We start from the raw sequence: 23324 nt of genomic DNA, 5'->3' as shown, positions 1-23324 counted from the left end.
CAGGGTACGAATTGCTTAGTGGAGCGAGGTAATATCTCCACAAGCAAATGGGTCATTGTCTGTTTGCGACTTTACATCTGAGGCTCCCAGGTGAACGTTGACATACCAACCATTGCGCGGGATCGCACTAATATCTGGAATAATGGTAGTAGATGTTCCATCACCGGCAGCATTGGCAATCACAGGTTTGAGATTATACTTGATCGCTCCCTGACTTGCACAACTCCCCGTATGAATATGAGCCATGTGTTTCGAGTTTGGTGCTAATCCTTTCAAATTTAGTGCGACTGTGAGCTTATTACTGTTCACAGTTAGTTGTGCATCACCACTGGCAGCTTGATTGGGCGCAAGGGAAATTGTCATTGTCGTCTGGACATTCTGTGATAGCTTGGTTGAAACGGTTGGATTAAAAACATTAGTGCAGGTAATCGGCATCGCTTGAGCACTGGTGCTCATACCTGGTCCGTTACTTACATCAATATACCAACCTGTCTCAGGAATGCCGCCCGTCACGTCTTTAACGCGCGTAATAACATCGGCAAAACCAATTTGCGTGGCTTTGACGGGCGACAAATTGTAGACGAGTTTGCCGCTACTTTTACAGCTTCCTGCATTGATATGTGCTGGATGAGTACTTTGGGGTGTCAGGCCCGTTAAAGCCATGTGAACAGTCAGAACATGAGAAGTATGATCCCACATCAGCTCTGCTGTACCTGATGGGCTGTGCCGCATAATGGCACTGGCCGAATTGACAGTAGCGCTGGTTGGTGTCGCCGCGACAGATCCATGGGGGTTGCTATTTCCTGAGTCACATGCCGAAAGCAGCAAAAGTACAGCTCCCAGCAACAGGGCAAAATGGATAAAATTTTGCTTAACAAGTTTTTTTGTAAGCATTTTGACTCCTTTCCCATATTTATGTTCCTGCGCACATATTATAACTTTCTACCATTATACTGGCAAATTTAACGTTTTAAATATAAGATCGCTCACAAACCTTAAAAATACGTACAAGAATATTACCTGCGTTATAACAAGCTCTTTATGTTAAAGGAAAAATTCCAATATCTGAACGCAAGGGTAGAAGCTAAGAATCTCGTCCTGCCACCTTCATGCCGGGCAATGTGGCTGGCAGGCTTTTCGGACTATCAGTTAACAGGCACTTTTGCAGAGAACAGATTGACCACTGGCCAGGAAAACATGTATCATAGAAAGACATACGATCTCAAGAACTTATAGCGAAGAGGGTGGCGCACATTTCTATATTCAGCGTTGCACCAACAAAGTAGATGAAACGATGAAGCAAAAATCTTTCTGGAATACACTAACACAACCTATTATTGGACTGGCTCCCATGGATGGCGTGACGGATGCTCCATGCAGAACAATGCATGGCCTGCATGGACGCCCGGATATTGTTATGACCGAGTTCACCAATGTGGAAGGGCTCTGGCGGGGTAGCGAGCGCATTTTTCATGATTTCCTTTATACGCCCGCCGAACGGCCTGTGGTGGCACAGATCTTTGGCTGCCGCCCGGAATACTTTTATAAAGCGGCTCATGTGGTCTGTGAGCTGGGCTTCGATGGGGTTGATATCAATATGGGCTGTCCAGCCAGCTCCGTTGCTAATAAAGGGGGGGGCGCAGCCCTGATCCGCTTACCCGATACGGCGAAAGCGATTATCCGTGCTACTCAACAGGGTGTACGAGACTGGGCCAATGGACAGACCCTGGAAGACCTGGAGATGGATCCGTTGCGCATTCGTCGCATTCGCCAGATGAATGAGGATCGAGCGCGTATCTGGGGAGAGCCAATTGTATACGAGCGCCGCCTGCTACCGGTCTCGGTAAAAACACGGTTAGGCTATGATTCGATCGTGGTCAGGGATTGGATGCAAGAGTTGCTGGAGTTGGAGCCGGCGGTTATCTCGCTGCATGGACGTACACTGGTACAGCACTATAAGGGTGAGGCGAACTGGGAGGCGATCGCTAGCGCCGCCGAGATTGTACGCAAAACAGATACGCTTATTCTGGGTAATGGTGACATCCATAGCCTCTATCAAGCAGCCGAGCGCATTCGCACCACTGGCGTCAATGGAGTTCTAATCGGGCGCGCCACCTTTGGCAATCCCTGGCTGTTTAGAAATAAAGAGCTACTCAGGAAGTTGCTGCGTGATGGCATCAAGCCCACACCCGAGAATCTGCCCGATGTCATGCCTACGCGCGCAGAGCGTCTGCTGATGGCCTTGGAGCATGCCCGCACACATGCCAGAATTAAAGGGCAGGACCACTACGTTGAAATGCGAAAGCACATGGGCTGGTACCTGGGGCACTTCGCTGGCGCCAAGCGTGTGCGCAATGAGTTGGTACGCATCAATAACCTGACCGAGGTTGAAGAAATCATTCAACGTGCCCTCAATGAAGTTGATGAAACTGATGATCAGCCCATTGAGGTCCCAGACATTGAGGTTCATGATTCCTCACTAGACCTCAGCTGCACAGCATAATATCAGGAGTGATCCGGCAAAAACTGATCCCCTAAAACGAAAAAGCAGAGCGTTCATTACATATGAACGCTCTGCTTTTTCGTTTTACTCAGGCTTTTCTTCATATAACACAGTTTCTGGGTACACAACAAAGGATAGCACGTTCATAACCACCTTGAGTGACACCGTTGTACAGGTATAGAACAGGTATGGGACATATCCCACAGGATGCGCCAACTTTGGAGACGGGATATGTATGTACGTATCAAGATCACAGTGGCCGTGTGTTAGACAAAAAACGCCTGAATATAGTCAGACAAGAACGCCTTCGATCTCGCCAACTAACTTCTGGATTTCACGCAAGCGCTGTTCAGCAATTTCAACGTTCTCCAGGGCCTGCGCTAAAATACGTGCTTCGAGCGATGGATACGTTTCGACTATCTCGGGATCAATAGAGCCACCTAGCAGCTCTAGAGCGCGGCTCAAATTGTTTTCCAAGGTTCCAATTGACATTGCTTGTTACCTCTCCAAAGCATAGAATTCAGATACTACCAATGGGACAATCTATATAAACAGTGTCTCACCAAGAATAAACGCGCTCTCCATACTACCTTTTACTACGTAAGCACATGCTCAATAGTTACACCGATGAGCACGCGGTCGTGTTTAACTCTATGTTTATATTACACTAGACGCCAACAGAGTCTTGAATGAGCCCCCGCTTCTTCCTGGTAATTCACAATACTGTGGTATTACAGAATTACTTTACTTCTCAACAACCCTTATCCATCTGAGTAATTTTAGTATCTACATAATTCCATGGTCTGATTACTCTTTTTTTCCTGCAAATTATCTCTTCCGACAGCATAATACCAGGGTTTTTCAGACAATACAACAAACAGGTACCTCTGTGCTTAGACCCTTGCTGAAAGTAGTGTTTCTTAACTAGCACCCATTCCTATTGCTATGATAATATGCGCCAGCGCAATACCCTTTAGTCCATTTGAGCACACCTTCAATGGCATCGATCTTAAACATGGCAAACATATAACTATACAGCATGGAACATTTTGAAGCCATCCTTAAACCAGGTTCGTATAAAAAGGGATGCCAACAGATTGGTAACACATGATTAACACGAATTGCACGTTTTACATCCTGCATACTGGCAGGATTTTGGTGAAAGAAGGATAAAGATGCAAAAGAACCATGCAACTCACAGTGCAGAAGTTACGGTTAATGCCCCTGTCCACCAGGTCTATTCGTTGTTTACCCACTTCAATGACTTTCCAAAATTCATGAGCTTTGTCAAAGAAGTTACCTATCATGATGACCAATCGAGCCATTGGGTGGCTGACGTGGTCGGACAACACGAATGGGATGCGGTTAATGAAGAGTGGATACCTGATCAACAAATCGGTTGGCGCTCCACCAGTGGCCTGGAAAATTTCGGTAAAGTGACCTTCGCTCCTACCTCAACTGGCCAGACAAGAGTCACTGCCACGATCAATTACAATCCTCCCGCTGGCGTTCTGGGTAATGCTGGCGAGAAATTGGGCGCGGGCAACCGCTTCCAGCAAGCACTAGAACACGATCTGCGCCACTTTGGCGAGCTAGTCAATCAGTCACCGGCCGGTGCTCTGGATCCCACGTCTTCAAATTATCTGTTTCACGCAGATAGCGCTGCCAGCAAGGGCCGTACTACTAGCCGACAGAATGAGACCATGCAGGATGATGCTGGCTATAATCGCACATCTACTGGTATGCCTACAATGGATCGAGATATTACAGGCATGACCAACGATCGCCTGGCTGCTAACGATATCGATACCGGGGCCATTCCTGTCGAGCCAAACAATATCACTCCTGACGAAAGTGTTCGCGCTGAAAGAGGACGCGGCAATTACTAATTCAGTCAGCTTCAATTTCTACACCCGGGGAGCAGGCACGCACTATCTGGCGTGTCTGCTCCTTCGCACTTTTTCAAGTTATGGTGCTCACTACCTTCCAGCAAAACTATGAGGATGTGGTTAATGAGGAGCAGACACCTTTTTGATGCCCTTATCTCATAAGCCAGACTGACACCACCGGTACTGACGATACAGCGCATTAACAGGAAACCGCTCGCAAATTCTATGGAAAACCCCTTGACTTCTGTCAAATGAGATGGTAATGTGTAAGTATTCCAAATGATTAAGGAATACACCAGGGAATTAAAAGACCTTGGCACAAGGCTTGGTCCTTGCATAAGTAACCCGGAAGGAGATCTTATGACGTCCATTGATCTTATAAGAACCACGAAGAAACCAATTCGCGTGTTAGGGGTAGTATTTCAAATTGACTAGGAGCGCCCGTAAATGCGGGCTATCCGGCGCCTCTAAGCGCTTACCCTCCCGTCATGACGGGCCACGGGCCTGATCACACGCCATGACGCGCTCTATACGTCCCGGGAGGGGTAAGGGTACCTAGAGGATAATCGCTGTTGTCTTTCCAGCGATGTTCGTTCGGATTAGTACTCGGTTGATTTAAACACGGGAGTTGTGAAGAACAAAAAAAGAGACACAGATGAGCTAGATAACCGTGATTATCTAGCTCTCTTTTTTTGTCTTTTTTCCGCCCCAGGCAACTTACCCTAAGAAAGTGTCTGAAAGCCATAGGGGCCGCGTCTTCGGCATTCAAAATGTTTTATGTGATTGTGAAAAAAGTGCGCTTGGCGCACTTTTTTCACAATCACATAAAATTAGCTCGGGCACATGCGCCCGTCCCGCACTGGCAGCTATTCTTTGCCAAGAGAGAGGACAGCCATGAAGGCTTCCTGGGGAATCTCGACGCTACCGACCATTTTCATGCGCTTCTTGCCTTCTTTTTGTTTTTCTAGCAGTTTGCGCTTGCGGGAAATATCTCCTCCATAACATTTGGCCAGCACGTCTTTACGCATGGCTTTCACCGTTTCACGGGAAATGACACGAGAACCAATGGCAGCCTGAATTGGTACCTCGAAAAGCTGGCGGGGAATAAGGTTGCGTAGCTTTTCGACCAGGGCTCGTCCCTGATAGTAGGCGCTTTCACGGTGCAAAATCAATGAGAGCGCATCAACCGGTACGGAATTGACCAGAATATCCATTTTAACCAGGTCTGAGGCTCGATAGGAGCCAAAATTATAGTCCAACGAGGCATATCCCTGGGTGCGGGATTTTAGCTGGTCATAGAAGTCGATGATCAGTTCCGCTAATGGAATTTCGTAGGTCATCAGGACGCGTTCGGCCTCAATATATTTCAGGTCTTTATAGATACCACGTTTGGAGGTGACGAGCTCCATGATCGTGCCGATGTAGCGCGATGGCGTGAAGATGGAAATGTCCATATAGGGCTCTTCGATCTGCTCAATCTCTCCGAAATTGGGCATCTCAGATGGATTATGGACTTCAACGACTTCTCCGCCAACCTTGGTGACGTGGTACGCTACACTGGGTGCCGTCGCCAGCATATCCAGATTGTATTCGCGCTCCAGCCGCTCTTGAATGATCTCCATATGCAGCAAACCCAGGAAGCCACAGCGGAAGCCAAAGCCCAGGGCATTAGAGGTTTCAGGCTCATAATAGAGGGCAGCATCATTTAACTTCAGGCGATCCAGGGCCTCACGCAACTCTGGATAGTCGTTGCTGTCAACTGGATAAAGTCCGGCAAAGACCATTGGTTTGGCAGGCTGATAACCTGGCAAGGGCTCGATGCTCGCCAGGGCGGAGGGCACAGTGACGGTGTCGCCAACCTGGCAGTCCTTGACGTTTTTAAAGCCAGTCGCAATATAACCTACCTCTCCGGTGGTTAAAGTCTTCGTCGATACCAGGCGCGGCTGAAAACAGCCAACTTCTAGAATCTCGGCTGAGCTGCCAGCCGCCACCATGGCCAAACGCTCATCTTCATGCAATTCGCCATCCACGACACGCACATAAGCGATCACCCCTTTGTAGGCATCGTAGTGCGAGTCAAAGACCAGCGCACGCAGGGGACCTTCTAAGCGGCCTTTGGGCGGTGGCACATGTTTAATAATGGCTTCCAGAATATCCTGGGTGCCAATACCCTCTTTGGCGGATGCCAGAATGCATTCTTCCCGCGGCAAGCCAATAACATCCTCAACCTCTTGCATTACCCTTTCTGGTTCAGCACTGGGTAAATCGATTTTATTGATGACTGGAATAATCGTCAGGTCAGCTTCCAGGGCCAGGTAGAGGTTAGCCAGCGTCTGGGCCTCTACTCCCTGCGTAGAGTCGATGACCAGCAATGCACCTTCACAGGCGGCCAGACTACGTGAGACCTCATATGTAAAGTCAACGTGTCCAGGAGTATCGATCAGGTTTAATTCATACTCTTCACCATTGAGCGCGGTATAGCGCATACGTACAGCCTGCGACTTAATGGTGATGCCCTTCTCACGCTCCAGCTCCATCTGATCGAGCGTTTGCTCTAACAGTTCACGCTTGGAGACGGTACCGGTAAATTCTAGCAGACGATCAGCCAGGGTCGACTTACCATGGTCGATATGGGCAATGATACAAAAATTTCTAATGTGTGCCAGATCCGTCATTCTGCGATAATCCCTCCACACAACACCTCATCACCATCCTCACCACCATAAAAGACGGCGGCTTGCCCTGGTGTGATAGCCCGCTGTGGATGTAACAAAGTGACACGCACTCGCTCTCCACCATCAAGGGGAGTAACCAGTGCCGGCTGCTCAGGAGCCTTGTAGCGCACACGAACCAGGGCTTCAAACGGCTGGGTCGGTGTTTCGCCACTGAGATAGTGCATCTTACCAACAATAAACTCCGTCTGCTCCAGTGCACTGGCCGGTCCAACCACGAGCGCATTGCTGGTAGAATCAATTTTCAAGACATGCAGTGGATCACGGGAAGTGATGCCCAGTCCTTTGCGTTGTCCAATTGTGTAGTATGCCAGGCCACGATGACGACCCAGGGTGTTGCCCTGCTGATCGATAATAGGCCCAGGCTTAGGTATCGAGATTAAGCCAGCGCCGCGGCTGGTAGCTGCGGGAGCCCCAACGGTCGCTAATTGAGCTTCCTCTTGCCTGGCAGCGGCATAGCGATCAATGAAGCCACGGTAGTCGTTTTGCGCCACAAAACAAATTTCCTGGCTTTCAGCTTTAGCCGCCACGGTCATACCGCGCTCGGCCGCCATAGCTCGCACTTCTGGCTTGGTATACCCACCCAATGGAAAACATGCATGGGCCAGCTGCTGCTGGTTCAGTACATGCAGAACGTATGACTGATCTTTCTCAGGATCAACCGCTCGGCGCAGGCGGCGCTTCCCGGTCACAGGATGATCATCAACACGCACATAGTGGCCCGTTGCCAGGTAATCGGCATTCAAGGCCAGCGCACGATTGAGCAACACAGTAAAGCGAATATGACGGTTGCAATTCAGACACGGATTGGGCGTGCGCCCTGCAACATAGTCTTCGTAGAAGCTGTCAACGATTCTTTCTTTAAATTCTTGTTCAACATTAACCAGATAGAATGGGATATCAAGCATACGCGCCACACGACGAGCATCGTCAACGGATTCCAGTGAGCAGCATTTATTTTGTACAACACGCTCAACACCATCATCCTCAGCTTCAATAACACCCGGTTCTGACCAGAGGCGGAGCATAATGCCGATCACCTCGTGGCCTTGTTCTTTGAGGAGCGCAGCGGCGACCGAGCTATCTACGCCGCCGCTCATTGCGACGACTATTCGTGCCATGGTAAAAGTTCCTGCTTATTTGTTACTAGTGTGTATGGTAATAATGAGTGTATGTAGAAAAAAGGACTAGCCTCTCGGGGGCTAGCCTTCTAAACCTTTGCAGTACAATTTGGGTAACGAATATGTTTTGCCCTTTCTTGCCAAGAATAAGAGTAGCACAGCCAGGGGCCCTTGTCAAATGACTTCAAAATGGCAATGTTCCTGCCCAGGAGGGGCCATTAGCGGGATCAATGACAGCCCATTGGGAGCAAACTCTCGACGGTTCACAAGCTTTCGTGTATAATAAGCTACAATGTGCGAGTAAACGCGAGATGTTGCAGGTGCTAGAGGCCTTGAATGGCACGAGAGCGCGTCTGAACCATGAGCCAAGCGTTACCTATGTCAAGAACCATAAGAGCTCGAAGTGTTCGACTTCTTGAACCAGGCAATCGAGCAAGGGAGTAAAAGCCACTATGCCAAAAAAATCAGCAGCTGCGCGCGGTGGAGCGCAATATCAACGACAAAAAGGGTTTGAACTGGTTCGTCCAGAGGGAGTTGAAGACGAGACATCTGCACCAGCTAAAGTTGAACCCACTGCCAAAAAAGTGAAGAAAACATCTGCACCTGTTGCGGCTACTCCAGCTCCAGTCGTGGAGCCAGAGGCTGATCAGGCAGCAGAAACTCCTACCCCCGTGGTCGCTCCAACCAGTGCGTCAGCTCGCATGGCCGCCCGGCGCCTGGCTGCGCAGAAAGCCCAGCAGCAGCGCGCAGGCAATGCGATGGTGACCGCTGAGCACTTCGCCTATGTGCGCCGTGATTTAATCACGATTGGGGTCCTGGCTACGATTATGGTCGCAGCGATCGTCATTCTCTATTTCGTTCTTGTTTAGACGATGGTTGATAGACGCTGCTGTGTCGCTACTGCTCAGTTGCACACAGGTAGATAAATAACCGGCACCCGCGATAATAAAAAGATGAGGCACTGTCTCAATGAAATACAGTGCCTCATCTTTTATGTGAAAAGACTGGCTCTAAAGAGCCATATCTCTTTACCTGTACAAGATCAGTGTGAGAGAGGGCCCGTCCCTAAACCAGAAAGCACGCCGTGACGATGCGCTTCTGGAATGGTTACGCCAAGTACGCGTTGCATGGCCATGGTATGGCAACAATCACCCCAGTCATGGAAGAAGCGGCAAGTGCACTGCCACTCGCCATCATTATATCTGGTCGTGTGAACATCGTTCTCACCCTGGAATTTGGCTTCAAAACTCGTGAATTGAATGCGCTCAGGCTCTTCTGCATAGCGTTTGGCTTTGGCAATCTTGTTGATCATACTTGAGTTCATAGTTGCACACTGCCTTTCAAAACGTGGTAAAACGTGTTGATTTCTACCTACCTTCCCTCGATAGGCTTCAATAACCTTACAATCGAGATTAAGCAAATAGCACAGCACATCTGGCAACAGATGGCTGGCCCCAGATGGGCAAGAGACCGTGAAACGTATCTCATTTCTCAAGGATTACGCCCTTTTCAGGGTATGAGTGGTTCTTTCAACCGATTCATATATTAACGTAATCTTTTGCACATTATACCACTTTTTTATAGTTTCCAAGAGCCGTTGAAAGCTCCTTTAATTCTAGCAACCACTCCGTAGCCACATGCACTGTATTTATAGCTCCGGGGGAGCATTACATACGTTTATCTCACCGATTGAGCGAAAGAAACCTCATTGTCCTCCTTCCGTTAATTAAAATAAGTATGCATCCCGTACAGTGGCAATCCTCCTGGATAGCAAACATAAACCAAAATGTTGATCGATGAGTACGCAGAACCCGGCGCGCTCCATGCAAAAGGTCCCAGTAATGAAAAAAGCACCAGGAATTCTCATATCCCTAGTGCAGTTTTATGGGGGTGATGTCGTTGTTTCTCTGTAGATCAGCCTCAGTCGCAGTCGCCGCCAACTGTAGTAGATTGGCGCTTTCTTGGATTGAGACTGTACACATAAGCATTCCACCCTCACCTGATTATAGTAATCAGGTATAAAAAACCTGCAGCCCTATTCGTGCTTTTTGCAACTTATAGCATACAGGCTGAACGTCTAAATCGTGATTGTCTCTTACTCTTGCACATGATTATACCATAGAGATAGGTGAAAGTCCACCCTTGAACTGTTTAATCTATCTCTGCCATATATTGTTCTAAAAATGTCATATGTATTAATATAATTCTTCTTATGTCAATATAACTAACAATTAGCTTTATTTATTTTATTGCTGAATATTCGTATAACAATTGATATGTATAATGTAATAGCTATGCAGCTATGTTGTAAAAAGTGGAGGCAGTTAGAAATAGATGTTTAATATGCTATGTCATCATTTCAGCTGCAACATGGAAAAGGCTGCTCGCACTTCTTTGAAGGGGCAGCCTGCGTTTCAAACAATTACTGTTTCTTTAGAGGGCGACTAGACATTGACCAACGCTGATTAGCTCTTCATAGGTAGCATATATTTGACGAGCTACATGTGACCAGGCAAATTGCTGCACCGATGGGCGCGCGGCTTTGCTCATATGCATCCGCAGCTGATTATCGCGCAGTAGCACGTCCAGGCGTTCCGCAAAAAAGCCGGGGCAGCGTGGAGTGAGGAAGCCGGTTTCGCCATGCCGAACCACCGTCATCAAGCCACCAGCACGCGTGGCCACCACAGGGGTAGCGCAGGCCAGGGATTCCACAGCGGCCAGGCCAAACGTTTCGTGATACGAAGGCACTACTGTAACGTCGGCTGCACTGTAAAACAAGGGCATCTCTTCCCGTGCTCGCGCACCTGTAAAAGTGACACGATTTTCCAGCTGTAGAGTCTGCGCCAGGCCTTGTAATGCTCGCAGGTCATTGTCATCGCCAAGTTTACCGCCAACTACAACCAGATGGGCATCTTCCTGCATCAGGGCGGCGGCCCGCAACAGCTGATCAGGTCCCTTAAAAGGATCCAGTCGGCCGGCAAATAAAAGTATCGGTTGCTCCAACGGCAAACCCAGTCTCTGACGCGCCCATTGTTTGTTATACGGTTCGAAAAGCCTGAGGTCCACGCCGCAAGGGATCACATCAACCTGATGCGTGGTGGCACCGCAATAGCGCATCATATGGACACGCTCATCAGCGGTCGCTGCAATAATACGATCAGCCTGGTGGATCAACCGCTGCTCCATCTCCAGGCGCAACGGTGGCTCTGCTTCTGTGGGATTAGCCAGCTGCTTCAATCGGCCCAGTGTGTGGAACATAGTAATATGGGGAACACCCCAATGACAGGCCAGGCGCACCGCCGCTACTCCTGACAACCAGTAATGGCTGTGGATCAGATCATAGCTCAGACGTTCACGGCGACGAAATTCTTCAATATGACGTGCAAAAGTGGGGGTGTACTGGTATAAATCATGCTTATGCAGTGAAGCAATAGGCCCGGCTTTGATATGAATGACGCGTACATTTGCACCCAAATGTACGATGGTCGGGGTATTTTCCTGGGTACGGCGCGTAAATATATCAACCTGAACGTTTTGGGCGGCCAGTGCTAATGTTAATTCGCGCATATAGACATTCATGCCACCAGCATCCTTCGTGCGCCCTGGATTATCCAGCGGCGACGTGTGAATGCTGAGCATGGCAACAGCATACGACATGTCGTAGGACTCCTCTTCTTCTATTGTGAGACGCAACTAAAGGTTGCAGATCCGTGGCCAGCGTCCTTCGCTAGCATAAAGCTGAATTAAGGACATAGGTGCTCCCTCCTTTTGTTTCTTACTTGTATAAAACACGATTCAATGTAAGATATATTCCTGCATAGAATTGGAAAAACTATTTAAGCTTCTTTTTCGTGCAATTCTGTAATAGCATCAAACATACCTTGCATATCGACTCCTGCCTGCTGCGAAATTTCCTGCATACATGCAATCCTACGTTCCAGAGCTGGCTGAAATTCCTCAGGGGTCATGCCGATCCAGCCTGCCAGTTCTGTGAGTAATGCAGCGTCGGCGTGCTCAAACGTGTCGTCAAAAGAGTTCCAGAGTGAAAGCGGAACCGGGACAATAGTATCGGGCCGATCAGGATCAACGTGTGGCTGGATAAAATGTGTGCTAAACCAGCGGCGGCGCGCAGGATAAGAACGACCAACCAGGCCGATATTAATAATCAGACCCAGGCGTCGCATGTCCTCAGGCCGCAAACGGAGATCATGCTGGTACATATACAATACGTCATCAATCGTGTCTGCATGGACACTGGTCGCCACGTGATAGCCCTGGGCCGGTAGCTGTAAATAGCGGCGCGCGATGCGACCCCACATATAAATTGGGAGGTGGTCGCTGACTTCATTACAAAGCGCATAGGTGGTGGCAGGATCAATGTCGGGCAGACGAGTAAATGAGAAATTCTCGTACATGCCAGACATATATGCCAGTGCTGTTCCCTCTGGCAAAAATTGAAGCAAGGCATTGAGCGTCGTGGTCTTACCTACACCAGGCTGCGGATCAGTCGGACCGGCTACAGTCAGCGAAGCACCATGCTCTAGCAAGAGCCAGACTAGGGCAGCGGTTTCCGCATCGACACTTTGTAAAGCAACGATTTGAGCAACTGACAGCGGTCTCCGTGACTCATAATGCCAGTAATAACGCTCATAGGGATCGCGGGGGTCAAACATGCTCAATTTCCTTCCAGACACAAGCGAACGAATGCTTAAAACAAACGCGTTACGCAAGATAGGCAAATATATAGATAGGAAATTTATCTACGTTTTTTGTTCTCCAGCCTCCTGTGCATCGGTCTGCGATGGCTTTTCTGCTTCAGGGATTTTTAACCAGCCTGGCTGGGGATTCCAACCAATCGCAACTACATGAGGGTGGGACTCCTGTGGCTTATCTCTGGGAATCTCGACCAGGCTGACAGAGGCATTGTCAATAGATAGTACGCCAGCCTGCGCTGGATTGAGACCCGCATAGTGCGCCAATAACAGTTTGACCACATCGGCGTGGGCGACAAAGACGGGATATGCCCCGGTGCTCTCGATGGCCAGCCAGCGCTCTACAGCCGCCACCACGCGTCGCTGCACTTGTGGAAAGGTCTCGATGCCTTCAGGCGCCACCGTTGGATCTTTGACATAAGCTTTCCAGGCTGGATCGTTTTTTGCAAGATCATCGATCACCTGACCAGCCCAGGGGCCCACATTTGTGTCCATGAGGTCGGGCTCACATATTATTTCCAGATCCCTGCCCTGGGCCAGATATTCAGCAGTATGATAAGCACGCTCTAAAGGACTGCTAATAATGGAACTCAGTGGCAGCACCTGTAATGCCTCCGCCAGACGCGCGGCCTGCTGGCGTCCCGTCTCGTTGAGTGAGACACCAGGAAGCTGACCGGGTAGGCGATGTTCTACATTCCAGATGGTCTGTCCATGCCGGACAATCAGCAAAGTCTGTTTCATGGGCGTTTGTATACTTTCTCGTTGCTCTGGATGCAGCCAAAGGCGCATCCGCCAGGAGACATAACGCCACTCAACACAGAGGCAAAACCACCATAGGTGTAACCAGCCAGACAGCCCCGTTCGCCATCTCGGTTGTGTGTCTTGTTGTCCCATATCCGTATCTTTTCTATCGACGCTGGATGTACCCGCCATCAGGTGCCTGTACTGGGCAGATTGTAAATACGTAATCTAAAACCATCTGGTGGGCACAACAATCCAGGAAACGTGAAAGTCTCCAGTAGATTGAGCTTATAGAAGGTATACAGTGGCAGAAGTGTTGATTGCAATATTCTCCAATGGCTGCTTTCTCTAATAGCTTACAGGCTTACTAGTTGAGCCAACTAATTGTCTCTTATTGTACCAGCGCAGCTATTCAAGGTGCAACTGGCGATATTGCACATACTTACCTGTCTGGGTTTTGCTCACAACTGAATGGGTACAGACTCAAAATGAGCGGTGTCTGCTCACACACACCGCTCAGATGAATAAGTCTATACCCTCAAAGGGTGATTTCACCACGACAAGACACATTTACATGTGTTGCCGTCGGCTGGCCAGCTGAGACACATTGACATTGGCTAGCGTGGCATTGCCAGTTGGAATGGCGGCCCGGGGCAGCTTGCCCTGAATAGTGGGAATCGGGTCGGCCGTACATATTTTGCCTGGCTGGTTATTGGTGACCTTACAGATCTGCGCGATGGTATAGTTCGCTGAACCGAGCATATTGCGGGATATATCAGTGGTAGGAGTCTGCATCTGACTGACGATGTCATCAAAGGAGTGCCCGACCAACAAAGTAGGAGAATAGTACGAACCAATAGAAACAAATTGATTGCCCACACTCATAAAAGGGAAGGAGCCAGCGTTCTCCGCACTGGTATAGGGGGGCGCATCGTATGTTTTCACCAACTGCTCCTGCTGGGGAGTTAGTTTGTCGAGAGGCTGTGGTGGCTGTTGATTATCACCGACTTCGACAGGCGTAAAATCAATATAATTGCTCTTATATGCCGCCTGGTGGAAGGAATAAGTGGGCACATTCGATTCGCTGGAAATGATGGGTGTCAAAGGCTTTTCAAAAGTTCCAAATTTACTCAGGGCTATAATCATAGGCCAGCGTTGCGCTCCACAATAAGGACAAAAATCACCACCCATATAAAATATTTCTGGCTTACCTGATGGCCCTTTGAGGATGGGAGCACCTTTAACCGGTTTCAATATGGAACCGATGCTCTTTTCTAATCCACCGCTTCCGACAGTAGAAAGCAGCTCGGGTTTTACTGTGGTCAATTGTTGAAAAACGCTGGGCGTGGCGGTATTTGTAGCCGTGGCTTTTTGCTGCTGCGCAAAATAGATAAAACTACCAATAACCAGGGCCAGGCCCAATATGATGCCACCTAGCAATAACCAGGTATTGCGCGCTGAGCGCCGCATTCTGCGCCTACCAGAGCTCTGCGAACGTGTATTTGTGTTCCGCTGCTGCGCACGCCGCAGCCGCTCCTGCTCACGCCGTTGCGCCGCCGATGCTGGATGCTTGGATTTTGTCATGTGTCTCTACCTCTTCAATGAGTGTCTAGATTAATAATAAAACCATCAACCTATTGTATCATAGAGAGAAAAGCCTATAGCTAAACAGATCACGCACATTATTTATCCCTACTACCACTATATAGAGAATATGCGCTACCCATAAGAGCATAACCATAGGCGCTAGTCTTTTTCCCTCTATATTCCATGATAAAAAATCAAGCTAATTCTATGTATGGTATACTGGGCATATCCTATAAATGCCGGTAGTGTGTCAATAAAGAAGAAAGTATCAATCCCAGGAGGAAAAACATGCCATCCAGTCCTGAGCGCAACGGGATTAAGCTCCCTCGCTTGCAACATGTCTCCCTATCGATCAAGAGCGGCTCGCAAGATCAGATTCGGGCTTTCTATAGCAGTCTACTTGGCTTTCAAGAGAAACAGCCGCCTGCCAGCCTGGCCGCGAAGGGGGTCGTCTGGTTTGCCGCCGGAGCAGGTGAGATAGAGCTGCATTTTGTACCAGACACGTATTTACAAAGGCCCGAAGAAGTTCGCCACTTTTGCCTGGAAGTCAGCGACCTGGAGTCTTATCGCAAGGCCCTCAAGGAAGCAGGCTACCAAATTATTGAAGCCGAGCCGATACCTCATCGTCCCCGCTTCTTTACTATCGATCCGTGCGGCAACCATCTGGAGCTCACGGCGATTCTGGGCGACTATGCAAAAGCCTGATTTTTCGGGTATCGAACGAGAAATCGAGCGCAAGTCCCAAACCGATGGGCATCATCATCATTTAAGCGTTCCGATGGCCCATGCGATAGAACCTTCAAGGAACATGATACCAATAGGTTCGGGACTTGCGCCCGATTTTTTTTCTTCCTCGCCTGGAACAAACCAACAAAATATTGAAATATTGAAAGCAACAAAAAAAGACATAAATGCATGCTTGACAAAGTCTCCACAGTAGGTTATAATCCTCTTCGTTGACGCGGAAGCGAAAGCAAAACCTGCCTCGTTCGTCTAGCGGCCTAGGACATCGCCCTTTCAAGGCGGAGATCACGGGTTCGAATCCCGTACGAGGTACTTTTTTAAACAATAGATATTATAAATATTTAGAAAAGCCTGGCATCACGAGATTATTTAAGTGAGCCAGGCTTTTCTACGTTAACTGCATCAAGGAGGTCCATTTCATGATCAGTGTTGAGGAAGCACTCTCGCGTATCCTGGCAGAAATTACTCCGTTGCCGATAATACGTGTACCACTCCCCGAGGCAGCAGGCCTTGTTCTGGCCGAAGATGTATTCGCACAGGAAAATATCCCTCCGTTCGATAATTCTGCCATGGATGGCTTTGCCTTGCTCAGTCAGGATAGTAAGGCGCAGCAAAATCAGCCACCGCGTTTAAAGGTGACTGGTACGGTGGCGGCCGGCTATGTGGCCGATCATGCGGTTGAACCTGGCACGGCCATGCGCATTATGACCGGAGCCCCAGTTCCTCCTGGGGCAGACACGGTGATCCAGGTCGAGCTAACCCGCCACGATGGGCCAGAGAGTGATTGGGTTGAGATTCTACAAGAGGTCAAGCCAGGCAATAATATTCGTCCGGCCGGCGAAGATATGCGCAGTGGCCAGTTAATTTTGCCGCGCGGCACCGAGATTGGGGCCTGGGAGATCGGTGTCCTGGCGACGCTGGGTTGGGCCAGCGTTCCTGTGACTCGCAGGGCGCGGGTCGCTATCCTGGGCACAGGCGATGAGGTCATTGACATTGATCAGCCCCTCCAACCGGGCAAGATCCGCAATAGCAATAGCTACCTGCTAGAAGCTGCAGTCAGGAGCGCCGGGGCTATTCCTCAACGTTTAGGGGTCGCTCTCGATACAGTCGAGAGCTTGCGCGAAAAGTTTTCGCAGGCCCTCAACGCCGATCTTATCTTGACCTCGGGCGGAGTCTCGGTAGGAGACTTCGATCTGGTCAAAAATATTATGTCTGAACAGGGTGAGATACAATTCTGGCGCATCAATATGCGACCCGGCAAACCTGTGGCCTTTGGTCATATCGGGACGGTCCCCTTGCTCGGCCTGCCAGGCAATCCTGTTTCCAGCGCGGTTACCTTCGAGCTCTTTGGACGCCCCGTCCTGCGCAAACTCCAGGGTCATACCCACCTGTTTAAACCTCAAATAGAGGTCACGGTAGAAGATGGAGTCCAGGAGCGCGCCATGCGGCGCCACTATGTGCGCGCCTATGTCAGCTGGCAGAATGGTAAGTTTGTGGCTCGCACGACAGGCAACCAGGGCTCGCATATCACGACCTCGCTGCTGCACACAAATGCCTTGCTCATCGTTCCAGAGGGGGGCGCTGTCGTTCAACCGGGCGCTACTGTACAGGCTATTATGCTTGACTGGCCTGAAAACGCCAGTTAGACAGATGGCCGCTTCGCGCCTCTTTCGGCGAGGCGGTAACGCAATTTGTCACGCGAGATGCCCAGGAGCTGAGCAGCGTGTACTTGATTTCCGCCGCAACGTTTTAAGGCTTCTTGAATAAAAGATTGCTCGATAGTATTTAACAGGGCGGGCAGGTCCAGGCCGCCCTCTGGAAACTGTAGCTTCTGCAATAGTTCGATGACCTGCTGGTCGGCATACTGGGGAGTGACTGGAAGAGCGTTTAATATATCTTTGGGCTGAATGACATTATTGTCGCATAAGATATTTCCTCGCTCGATAACATGTTGCAGTTCGCGGATATTACCTGGCCAGGAATGGCGCTCAAGGAGCCGCATGGCATCGGCACTTATTTCCAGTGGCCCGCCTCGTCGAGCGCTCGCGAGCCGTAAAAAGTGCTCGATGAGCAGCGGCAGGTCTTCACGCCTTTCACGCAGTGGTGGCATGTAGATGGGAAAACCATTGAGGCGGTAAAATAAATCCTGCCGAAACGTTTTACGTGCCACGGCCGCCTGTAAGTCTGCGTTGGTGGCTGAAATGATACGCAGGTTGACGTGTAGTTCTCTGGTACCTCCAACCCGGCGAAAGCTACGCGTCTCCAGTACACGGAGTAATTTAGCCTGCAGGATAAGTGGCATCGAGCCAATCTCGTCTAAAAAGAGCGTGCCTCGATTCGCACGTGAGAGCCAACCATCGCGCGAGACCTTGGCATCTGTATAGGCGCCAGCCTCAACACCAAATAATTCTGTCTCTAATAGCGTCTCAGGAATCGCTGCACAGTTGATAGGAATAAAAAGGCTGGTCGGAGAGGTGGGACGACCCAGTTCATGGATGGCACGAGCCATTACATCTTTGCCGGTGCCACTCTCCCCCTGAATTAATACTGTGGCTGTCGCATGTGAGGCTATCTTGCGGGCCGCTGCAATCACTTGCTGGATCGCCACGCTCTGGCCAATGATCATGCCCTCAATCGGATCGTCCGGCTGCAGCGTTGTCACCGATTGAGCGGGCAAACTTTTTTCGGATGGGAACACCATCACAACCTCCTCCACGTAATCCCCTCAAGTTCTTAGTGCATATTGCTGTATACTTAAAAACTATTTCCCGCCGGGGCATAAATGCCACCTGGCAAAGAGGTTAAGGAACCACTCGGCTGCAGCGGCTGCATGGGTTGTGGCGCTGTAACCCACCCTCGACCGGGCACGAAAGTTGCTCCGTTTCCACCATTACCCCATTGGGACTCAGTCTCCACGCTATTCCCTACCGCAGGCCCACCCGGAGCAGGTGTGATAGCATCGGATGCTGGAACAGCGGGCATGGAGGCCGACCAGGGTGAGGCCGCGGCCGAGGCATAACCAGGTGCGACATAGCCATTACCAAGTCCTGAGGCTACCAGTTCACGAGAAACCGGTGAGGGTTCCTGCGAAGGCTGCTCATTTGGCAGGGAGGCCATAATCAGTCCTTCGGCGATCAGTTCACCTATAACTGGACAAACGATGTCAGGCGTCGATCCTAATTCCTGGCAGATGACCGTTAAAGGTGTGCGGCCATCAACACGGGTGAGAATACACCATTGGTCGGGCGTCAATTGTACTTGCGGATTTTGCTCGCGGTAAGCGGAGAGATCCGTGGGCAGTAATACCATGTCAGGCAGCATGAAGGATGTGTCGATGCGTTTTGGTGGCACCGGATTCATCACTGGCACTGGCTGTAAAGCAGGCGCGACCTTCTGTACGCTGGCATCGTCCTCACCAAATAAAGATAGAAATCCTCCATCGCTTTGCGATGGCGAGACATCAGCAAATGATGGCGTCTTCTCTGGCTCTTCTTTAGCCACAGGCTCAATGGCCCCTGTCGCTGGAAACGAGGTGGCAAACGATGACGCGGCAAAGGAAGAATCGTCCAAAAATTGAGAGGCGCTCATCAGGGTCGGCACACGTGCCACATCTGGTGCTGGCGTGCGCGGCGTGCGCGGCGGCGTGGTCGCTGGTGACGCTGGCCTGCCGGTCTGCTGCGGTACTGGAGCCATAGGTGGCACTGGTTGTACTGGCATGACAGGTGTAGTGCCAATCGAAGTGTATACCGAAGGTTTGGCAACAGTGGCAGATGGGGATAGAGCGGCCGTGGCATTGGCGAGCAGGGTAGAAATAGACATTGAGACAAGCAGGCGTTCGGTGGGCGATGGGGCGTTGTCATCGAAATAAATCTCACCCGAGGTCCAGACCAGTAATACTTTGAGAACTTCGGTCGTATTCTTGATCGTCCAGTTGCGCAAATCATCACGGCTGACATGACGGAGTTCCATCAAGGTACGAGCCGCTTGAGCTTCGTTCTTGCTGGCCTCACCGAGTACGCGCGAAATCTCCTGAAAAGCAGCAGGCGAAATAATACCGTCTTGTAAAAGACGCTCACCCAGTGTTGCACTTGTGCGCAGTGGGCCTACGCATAAGAGTCGACCTTCGCGGATATAAAACTCGATCCACTGAGCTCCCTGCCGAATCGTCAGCAGACCAGTCTTCTTATGTCCCTCTGTTCGTTGCAACACATTTGCTAAGCTAAATTGCTCTAATGTACCTATCAGTGACACAATACTTCACCGTCCGTCCAGAAAACGACTCTCATGTAATCTATGGACCCTGCTCTTCACTTCCTATGTACCTTTTTGCGTCCATATATTTTTGCGCACAAGAGCCAACTACTACTTTTTGCATTCCGTATTCTTTTGTGTGCACAGTGTAGATTCTCGTAAAGCACCTTGAGATTTGCTGGTAGCGTCGATAGCGGCCAGATGCAACAGGGGGCATTACATCCCCGGCACGTGTGGGGCGAACAAAAGTTCGTAAAGACAAATCTAGAGCAGATGTATATATATCTGCTCTAGTACGGAAGGAGAGGGATTCGAACCCCCGGGGCTCTCACCCAGCTGTTTTCAAGACAGCCGCAATAGACCACTCTGCCATCCTTCCGCAGATAATATACCACAACTGTGCCAACTTGTGAAGGGGGTTTTTTCGCAATTTTAAGAAATATTGTGAATATTTCTTAAAATTGCTGCTCCCTTGTTTGGGGGGAAGCTGTATCCCCATCCCCCAGTCAAGGAGCTGTCGCCCCTTGCGTCTCCACTTTTCTGGCCTCCATATTGACTTAAATAAATGCTTAACCCTTTTAAAGGACTACGTAGATTGAGCAAGTATAGATGTGCCCATGTAAGGGCGTAGGACTTTTGGAACTACTATTGAGCCATCTGCTTGTTGATAGGTTTCCAGGATGGCGGCCATAGTACGTCCGACGGCAAGGCCGGAGCCATTCAGGGTGTGTACATAGCCTGGCCGCGCATGGTTGCCTGGACGATATTTTATGTTGGCTCGCCGGGCCTGGAAGGTTTCACAGTTGCTGATAGATGAAACCTCTACATATTCTTTGATGCCTGGCATCCACACTTCAAGGTCAAAGGTTTTGGCGGCAGCAAATGGTAAGTTTGCGCTGTTGAGAACGACTACGCGGTAGGGCAATTCTAGCATTTGCAGGATCACTTCTGCGTGCTGACGCATCTGCTCGAGCTGAACGTATGAGTGCTGTGGCTCTGTGTATTGAAACAATTCAACCTTGTTGAATTGATGGAGCCTTAGCAGGCCACGCGTCTGACGCGAAGTTGAACCTGCTTCACGGCGATAGGCGGTCGTCCAGGCGACATAACGTAAAGGCAGTTGTGCGTGAGAGAGTGTGCTGTTGCTGTGCATGCCAATAAGCGGCACCTCAGCGGTTGGATTGAGATAGAGCGCATCCTCATTGCAGACATAGGCCTGGTCTTCAAATTTGGGCAGCTGGCCGGCTCCGATCATGACTGAGCGGCGCGCTAATTGCGGTGGCATGATCTCGGTATACCCATGTTCACGGGTGTGTATATCTAACATAAAAGAGATCAGTGCTCGCTCTAGCCGCGCACCATCACCTTTGAGCACGATAAAGCGGTTGCCGGCAATACGTGAGCCCATGTCGGTGTCGATTAACCTTAACTGGTCTGCCAGTACCCAGTGAGGTTGCAGTTCAAAGTGCAGTTGTTGCGGATTAGCTGGCTCTCCCCACTTTAAAACGATTTCATCAGGAGATGTTGCACTACCGACCGGTACGCTCTGGTGGGGTAAGTTAGGTAAGTTAAGCAGCGACATGTGCAGGCGTGTATCGAGATCCGCTTTCTGTAGCTCAAGCTTGCTGATTTCTTCTGCTAACGCTTTGATACTCTTATTGAGCCCGGTACGTTGATCGATGGGCACGGTACGAACGGCCTCTCTTTGTTGCTTCAACGTCACGTAGAGACCGTCACGCTGCGTGGCCAGTTTTTTATGTTGCTCGGCTAGCAGCAATATCTCATCAATATTGCGCGTCTCAGCGCGCTTTTGTAGCGCATCCCGCACAACATCGGGATGCTGACAAACAAAATCCAGGCTCAGCATATAGTGTAGTATAGCATAACGCAGGCGCTTTAGCTGCTTTTTGGTACTCTCTAACGCCAAAAAAATGATCCCTGTTGCGTATTATCTCTTGCGGTGCATACAATGGCAAGGAATCCTGACTCTCTATATCCATGAGGAGATGAAAAGAAATCCATATGAGCCAATCTATACAATTACTCTGTTCTACAGGTGTCTTTAGTCGCTACCCTGATCTTACTGGCTATAAAGCCATTGTCAAGTATGGTCCTTTATTAGATGCCGACGGCTTTGAAGTTATGTTTTATCCATCCTGGTATACACATATTGAGGAGATTGCCGGTGAGTTGCAGCGCACGGGCTTGCGCTTTCCAGCCATGCATACTGAGAAGAATATCGGTACGGCCCTGGGACAACCTGATCCTGTAGAACGCGAGCGGGGCGTACACCTGCTGGCTGAAAATTGTCGCCTTGCTAGCTTACTCGGTTGCCGGATACTGGTACTCCATCTGTGGAACTGGCCCGAATTAGATGATAATCTGGATAATAATTTAGCTTTGCTTGATAAGTGTTATGATATCGCTTTAAGCTATGGTGTAGAGCTGGCTCTCGAGAGTATTCCGGGCCGCCATTTTGATCCTCTGACGAACCTGCACCGAGCGTTTGAACGTGATGCACGCTGTCATTTTGGCCTGGACACCGAGTTTCTAGCTAATTATAATCAGCTGGAGCAAGTCTTTGATGCATCCTGGCTCTGGCAGGATGATCGCACTCATCATGTTCATATTAAAGATTCTAATGGACAACCTTTTGTCGATGGCAAACGTCGTTATTTACATCCTGGAGAAGGTAATATAGATTTTGCCAGCTTCTTCAGCCGGCTCAAACAGAGTGGCTTCAGCGGCAATCTGAGCCTCGAATCTCCAGCCGTCACGATCGATGGCGAGGTGCATGTAGATCAGTTGCACGACAGCTTGAATTTTATTCGCCGCTTTCTCTGGTAATTGTCGTATGCTATTTCCCATATCTGATCTATAGGCAATAGAAACATTTTTTGCTTGACAGCCGCTTATGGATCAGGTATGCTTATTATGTTATGCAGAATGAACTTATTTGCCGCGCCGAGCAAGATAAGATTGCTCAGTTTTTGGCTTATCACTACCCCTATAAAGCCATTACGCATGTGCGCGCCGCATAAGCC

The 23324-nt window shown here is 49.7% G+C and carries 18 protein-coding genes and 2 tRNA genes; 7 read left to right on the top strand and 13 right to left on the bottom strand.

Features of this window, described 5'->3' with window-relative positions; translation table 11 throughout:
- Positions 1-15: 15 nt before the first annotated feature.
- The gene (locus tag JMI88_RS34715) at positions 16-894 is read right to left on the bottom strand and encodes a CHRD domain-containing protein (protein WP_201366619.1); all 879 of its coding nucleotides are present in this window, start codon (positions 892-894) and stop codon (positions 16-18) included.
- A 400-nt stretch (positions 895-1294) separates the two neighbouring features.
- Here JMI88_RS34715 and JMI88_RS34710 point away from each other — a divergent pair, with 400 nt between their 5' ends.
- Complete coding sequence (locus tag JMI88_RS34710) at positions 1295-2503, top strand: tRNA dihydrouridine synthase (RefSeq protein ID WP_201366618.1); 1209 nt, start codon at positions 1295-1297, stop codon at positions 2501-2503.
- A 291-nt stretch (positions 2504-2794) separates the two neighbouring features.
- On the opposite strand, the gene JMI88_RS34705 is transcribed toward JMI88_RS34710, so the two are convergent.
- On the bottom strand, positions 2795-2995 hold the full coding sequence (locus JMI88_RS34705) for a hypothetical protein (RefSeq protein WP_126549160.1): 201 nt from the start codon (positions 2993-2995) through the stop codon (positions 2795-2797).
- Positions 2996-3678: 683 nt separating this feature from the next.
- On the opposite strand from JMI88_RS34705, the gene JMI88_RS34700 reads away from it, so the two are divergent.
- Entirely contained in the window at positions 3679-4392 is a 714-nt protein-coding gene (locus JMI88_RS34700) for an SRPBCC family protein (protein WP_201366617.1), read from the top strand.
- A gap of 866 nt (positions 4393-5258) precedes the next feature.
- On the opposite strand, the gene lepA is transcribed toward JMI88_RS34700, so the two are convergent.
- Positions 5259-7067, bottom strand: a complete 1809-nt coding sequence (lepA, locus tag JMI88_RS34695) for a translation elongation factor 4 (protein WP_201366616.1) — start codon at positions 7065-7067, stop codon at positions 5259-5261.
- Complete coding sequence (gene mnmA, locus JMI88_RS34690) at positions 7064-8245, bottom strand: tRNA 2-thiouridine(34) synthase MnmA (protein ID WP_201366615.1); 1182 nt, start codon at positions 8243-8245, stop codon at positions 7064-7066. Before mnmA ends, lepA begins: the two co-directional genes overlap by 4 nt.
- A gap of 452 nt (positions 8246-8697) precedes the next feature.
- Between mnmA and JMI88_RS34685 the strand changes: the two genes are divergently transcribed.
- Entirely contained in the window at positions 8698-9114 is a 417-nt protein-coding gene (locus JMI88_RS34685; protein ID WP_201366614.1) for a hypothetical protein, read from the top strand.
- A gap of 173 nt (positions 9115-9287) precedes the next feature.
- Here JMI88_RS34685 and JMI88_RS34680 read toward each other — a convergent pair whose 3' ends face one another.
- The 5 genes from JMI88_RS34680 to JMI88_RS34660 all read right to left on the bottom strand — a co-directional run bounded on the left by JMI88_RS34680 (position 9288) and on the right by JMI88_RS34660 (position 15282).
- Positions 9288-9569, bottom strand: a complete 282-nt coding sequence (locus JMI88_RS34680) for a hypothetical protein (protein ID WP_201366613.1) — start codon at positions 9567-9569, stop codon at positions 9288-9290.
- Between the two features lie 1109 nt (positions 9570-10678).
- Positions 10679-11902 (bottom strand): glycosyltransferase, encoded by a 1224-nt coding sequence (locus tag JMI88_RS34675; protein ID WP_201366612.1) that lies wholly within the window; start codon positions 11900-11902, stop codon positions 10679-10681.
- A 179-nt stretch (positions 11903-12081) separates the two neighbouring features.
- Positions 12082-12918 (bottom strand): hypothetical protein, encoded by an 837-nt coding sequence (locus tag JMI88_RS34670; RefSeq protein WP_201366611.1) that lies wholly within the window; start codon positions 12916-12918, stop codon positions 12082-12084.
- Between the two features lie 87 nt (positions 12919-13005).
- Complete coding sequence (locus JMI88_RS34665; protein ID WP_201366610.1) at positions 13006-13851, bottom strand: histidine phosphatase family protein; 846 nt, start codon at positions 13849-13851, stop codon at positions 13006-13008.
- A 417-nt stretch (positions 13852-14268) separates the two neighbouring features.
- Positions 14269-15282 carry a DUF929 family protein gene (locus JMI88_RS34660; RefSeq protein WP_201366609.1) on the bottom strand — a complete coding sequence of 338 codons (1014 nt, stop codon included), beginning with the start codon at positions 15280-15282 and terminating at the stop codon, positions 14269-14271.
- Positions 15283-15573: 291 nt separating this feature from the next.
- On the opposite strand from JMI88_RS34660, the gene JMI88_RS34655 reads away from it, so the two are divergent.
- The 3 genes from JMI88_RS34655 (at position 15574) to JMI88_RS34645 (ending at position 17675) form a co-directional block, all read left to right on the top strand.
- Positions 15574-15990, top strand: a complete 417-nt coding sequence (locus JMI88_RS34655) for a VOC family protein (protein WP_201366608.1) — start codon at positions 15574-15576, stop codon at positions 15988-15990.
- Between the two features lie 277 nt (positions 15991-16267).
- Positions 16268-16341 (top strand) — tRNA-Glu (locus tag JMI88_RS34650).
- Positions 16342-16448: 107 nt separating this feature from the next.
- The gene (locus JMI88_RS34645; protein WP_201366607.1) at positions 16449-17675 is read left to right on the top strand and encodes a molybdopterin molybdotransferase MoeA; all 1227 of its coding nucleotides are present in this window, start codon (positions 16449-16451) and stop codon (positions 17673-17675) included.
- Here the strand turns inward: JMI88_RS34645 and JMI88_RS34640 are convergent.
- The 4 genes from JMI88_RS34640 to serS form a co-directional block, all read right to left on the bottom strand.
- Positions 17672-18730 carry a sigma-54 interaction domain-containing protein gene (locus tag JMI88_RS34640; protein WP_201366606.1) on the bottom strand — a complete coding sequence of 353 codons (1059 nt, stop codon included), beginning with the start codon at positions 18728-18730 and terminating at the stop codon, positions 17672-17674. The two genes, JMI88_RS34645 and JMI88_RS34640, sit on opposite strands and share 4 nt — an antisense overlap.
- A gap of 53 nt (positions 18731-18783) precedes the next feature.
- Positions 18784-20280: a DUF4388 domain-containing protein gene (locus JMI88_RS34635; protein WP_201366605.1), complete on the bottom strand. Its 1497-nt coding sequence runs from the start codon at positions 20278-20280 to the stop codon at positions 18784-18786.
- Between the two features lie 296 nt (positions 20281-20576).
- Positions 20577-20659: transfer RNA gene (locus JMI88_RS34630), tRNA-Ser, on the bottom strand.
- Positions 20660-20866: 207 nt separating this feature from the next.
- A complete protein-coding gene (gene serS / locus JMI88_RS34625) occupies positions 20867-22207 on the bottom strand; it encodes a serine--tRNA ligase (protein ID WP_236023195.1) in 1341 nt (446 codons plus the stop codon).
- A gap of 95 nt (positions 22208-22302) precedes the next feature.
- Between serS and JMI88_RS34620 the strand changes: the two genes are divergently transcribed.
- Positions 22303-23127: a sugar phosphate isomerase/epimerase family protein gene (locus JMI88_RS34620; RefSeq protein WP_201366604.1), complete on the top strand. Its 825-nt coding sequence runs from the start codon at positions 22303-22305 to the stop codon at positions 23125-23127.
- Positions 23128-23324: the final 197 nt, after the last annotated feature.

The sequence above is a fragment of the Dictyobacter formicarum genome, from assembly GCF_016587435.1.
This window is presented reverse-complemented; position numbering and strand designations above follow the sequence as displayed.

What these genes read in the sequence shown, in the direction of transcription:
- JMI88_RS34715 (WP_201366619.1), bottom strand. Translation starts at nt 894, where the DNA reads ATGCTTACAAAAAAACTTGTTAAGCAAAATTTTATCCATTTTGCCCTG.
- JMI88_RS34710 (WP_201366618.1), top strand. Translation starts at nt 1,295, where the DNA reads ATGAAGCAAAAATCTTTCTGGAATACACTAACACAACCTATTATTGGA.
- JMI88_RS34705 (WP_126549160.1), bottom strand. Translation starts at nt 2,995, where the DNA reads ATGTCAATTGGAACCTTGGAAAACAATTTGAGCCGCGCTCTAGAGCTG.
- JMI88_RS34700 (WP_201366617.1), top strand. Translation starts at nt 3,679, where the DNA reads ATGCAAAAGAACCATGCAACTCACAGTGCAGAAGTTACGGTTAATGCC.
- lepA (WP_201366616.1), bottom strand. Translation starts at nt 7,067, where the DNA reads ATGACGGATCTGGCACACATTAGAAATTTTTGTATCATTGCCCATATC.
- mnmA (WP_201366615.1), bottom strand. Translation starts at nt 8,245, where the DNA reads ATGGCACGAATAGTCGTCGCAATGAGCGGCGGCGTAGATAGCTCGGTC.
- JMI88_RS34685 (WP_201366614.1), top strand. Translation starts at nt 8,698, where the DNA reads ATGCCAAAAAAATCAGCAGCTGCGCGCGGTGGAGCGCAATATCAACGA.
- JMI88_RS34680 (WP_201366613.1), bottom strand. Translation starts at nt 9,569, where the DNA reads ATGAACTCAAGTATGATCAACAAGATTGCCAAAGCCAAACGCTATGCA.
- JMI88_RS34675 (WP_201366612.1), bottom strand. Translation starts at nt 11,902, where the DNA reads ATGTCGTATGCTGTTGCCATGCTCAGCATTCACACGTCGCCGCTGGAT.
- JMI88_RS34670 (WP_201366611.1), bottom strand. Translation starts at nt 12,918, where the DNA reads ATGTTTGACCCCCGCGATCCCTATGAGCGTTATTACTGGCATTATGAG.
- JMI88_RS34665 (WP_201366610.1), bottom strand. Translation starts at nt 13,851, where the DNA reads ATGGGACAACAAGACACACAACCGAGATGGCGAACGGGGCTGTCTGGC.
- JMI88_RS34660 (WP_201366609.1), bottom strand. Translation starts at nt 15,282, where the DNA reads ATGACAAAATCCAAGCATCCAGCATCGGCGGCGCAACGGCGTGAGCAG.
- JMI88_RS34655 (WP_201366608.1), top strand. Translation starts at nt 15,574, where the DNA reads ATGCCATCCAGTCCTGAGCGCAACGGGATTAAGCTCCCTCGCTTGCAA.
- JMI88_RS34645 (WP_201366607.1), top strand. Translation starts at nt 16,449, where the DNA reads ATGATCAGTGTTGAGGAAGCACTCTCGCGTATCCTGGCAGAAATTACT.
- JMI88_RS34640 (WP_201366606.1), bottom strand. Translation starts at nt 18,730, where the DNA reads ATGGTGTTCCCATCCGAAAAAAGTTTGCCCGCTCAATCGGTGACAACG.
- JMI88_RS34620 (WP_201366604.1), top strand. Translation starts at nt 22,303, where the DNA reads ATGAGCCAATCTATACAATTACTCTGTTCTACAGGTGTCTTTAGTCGC.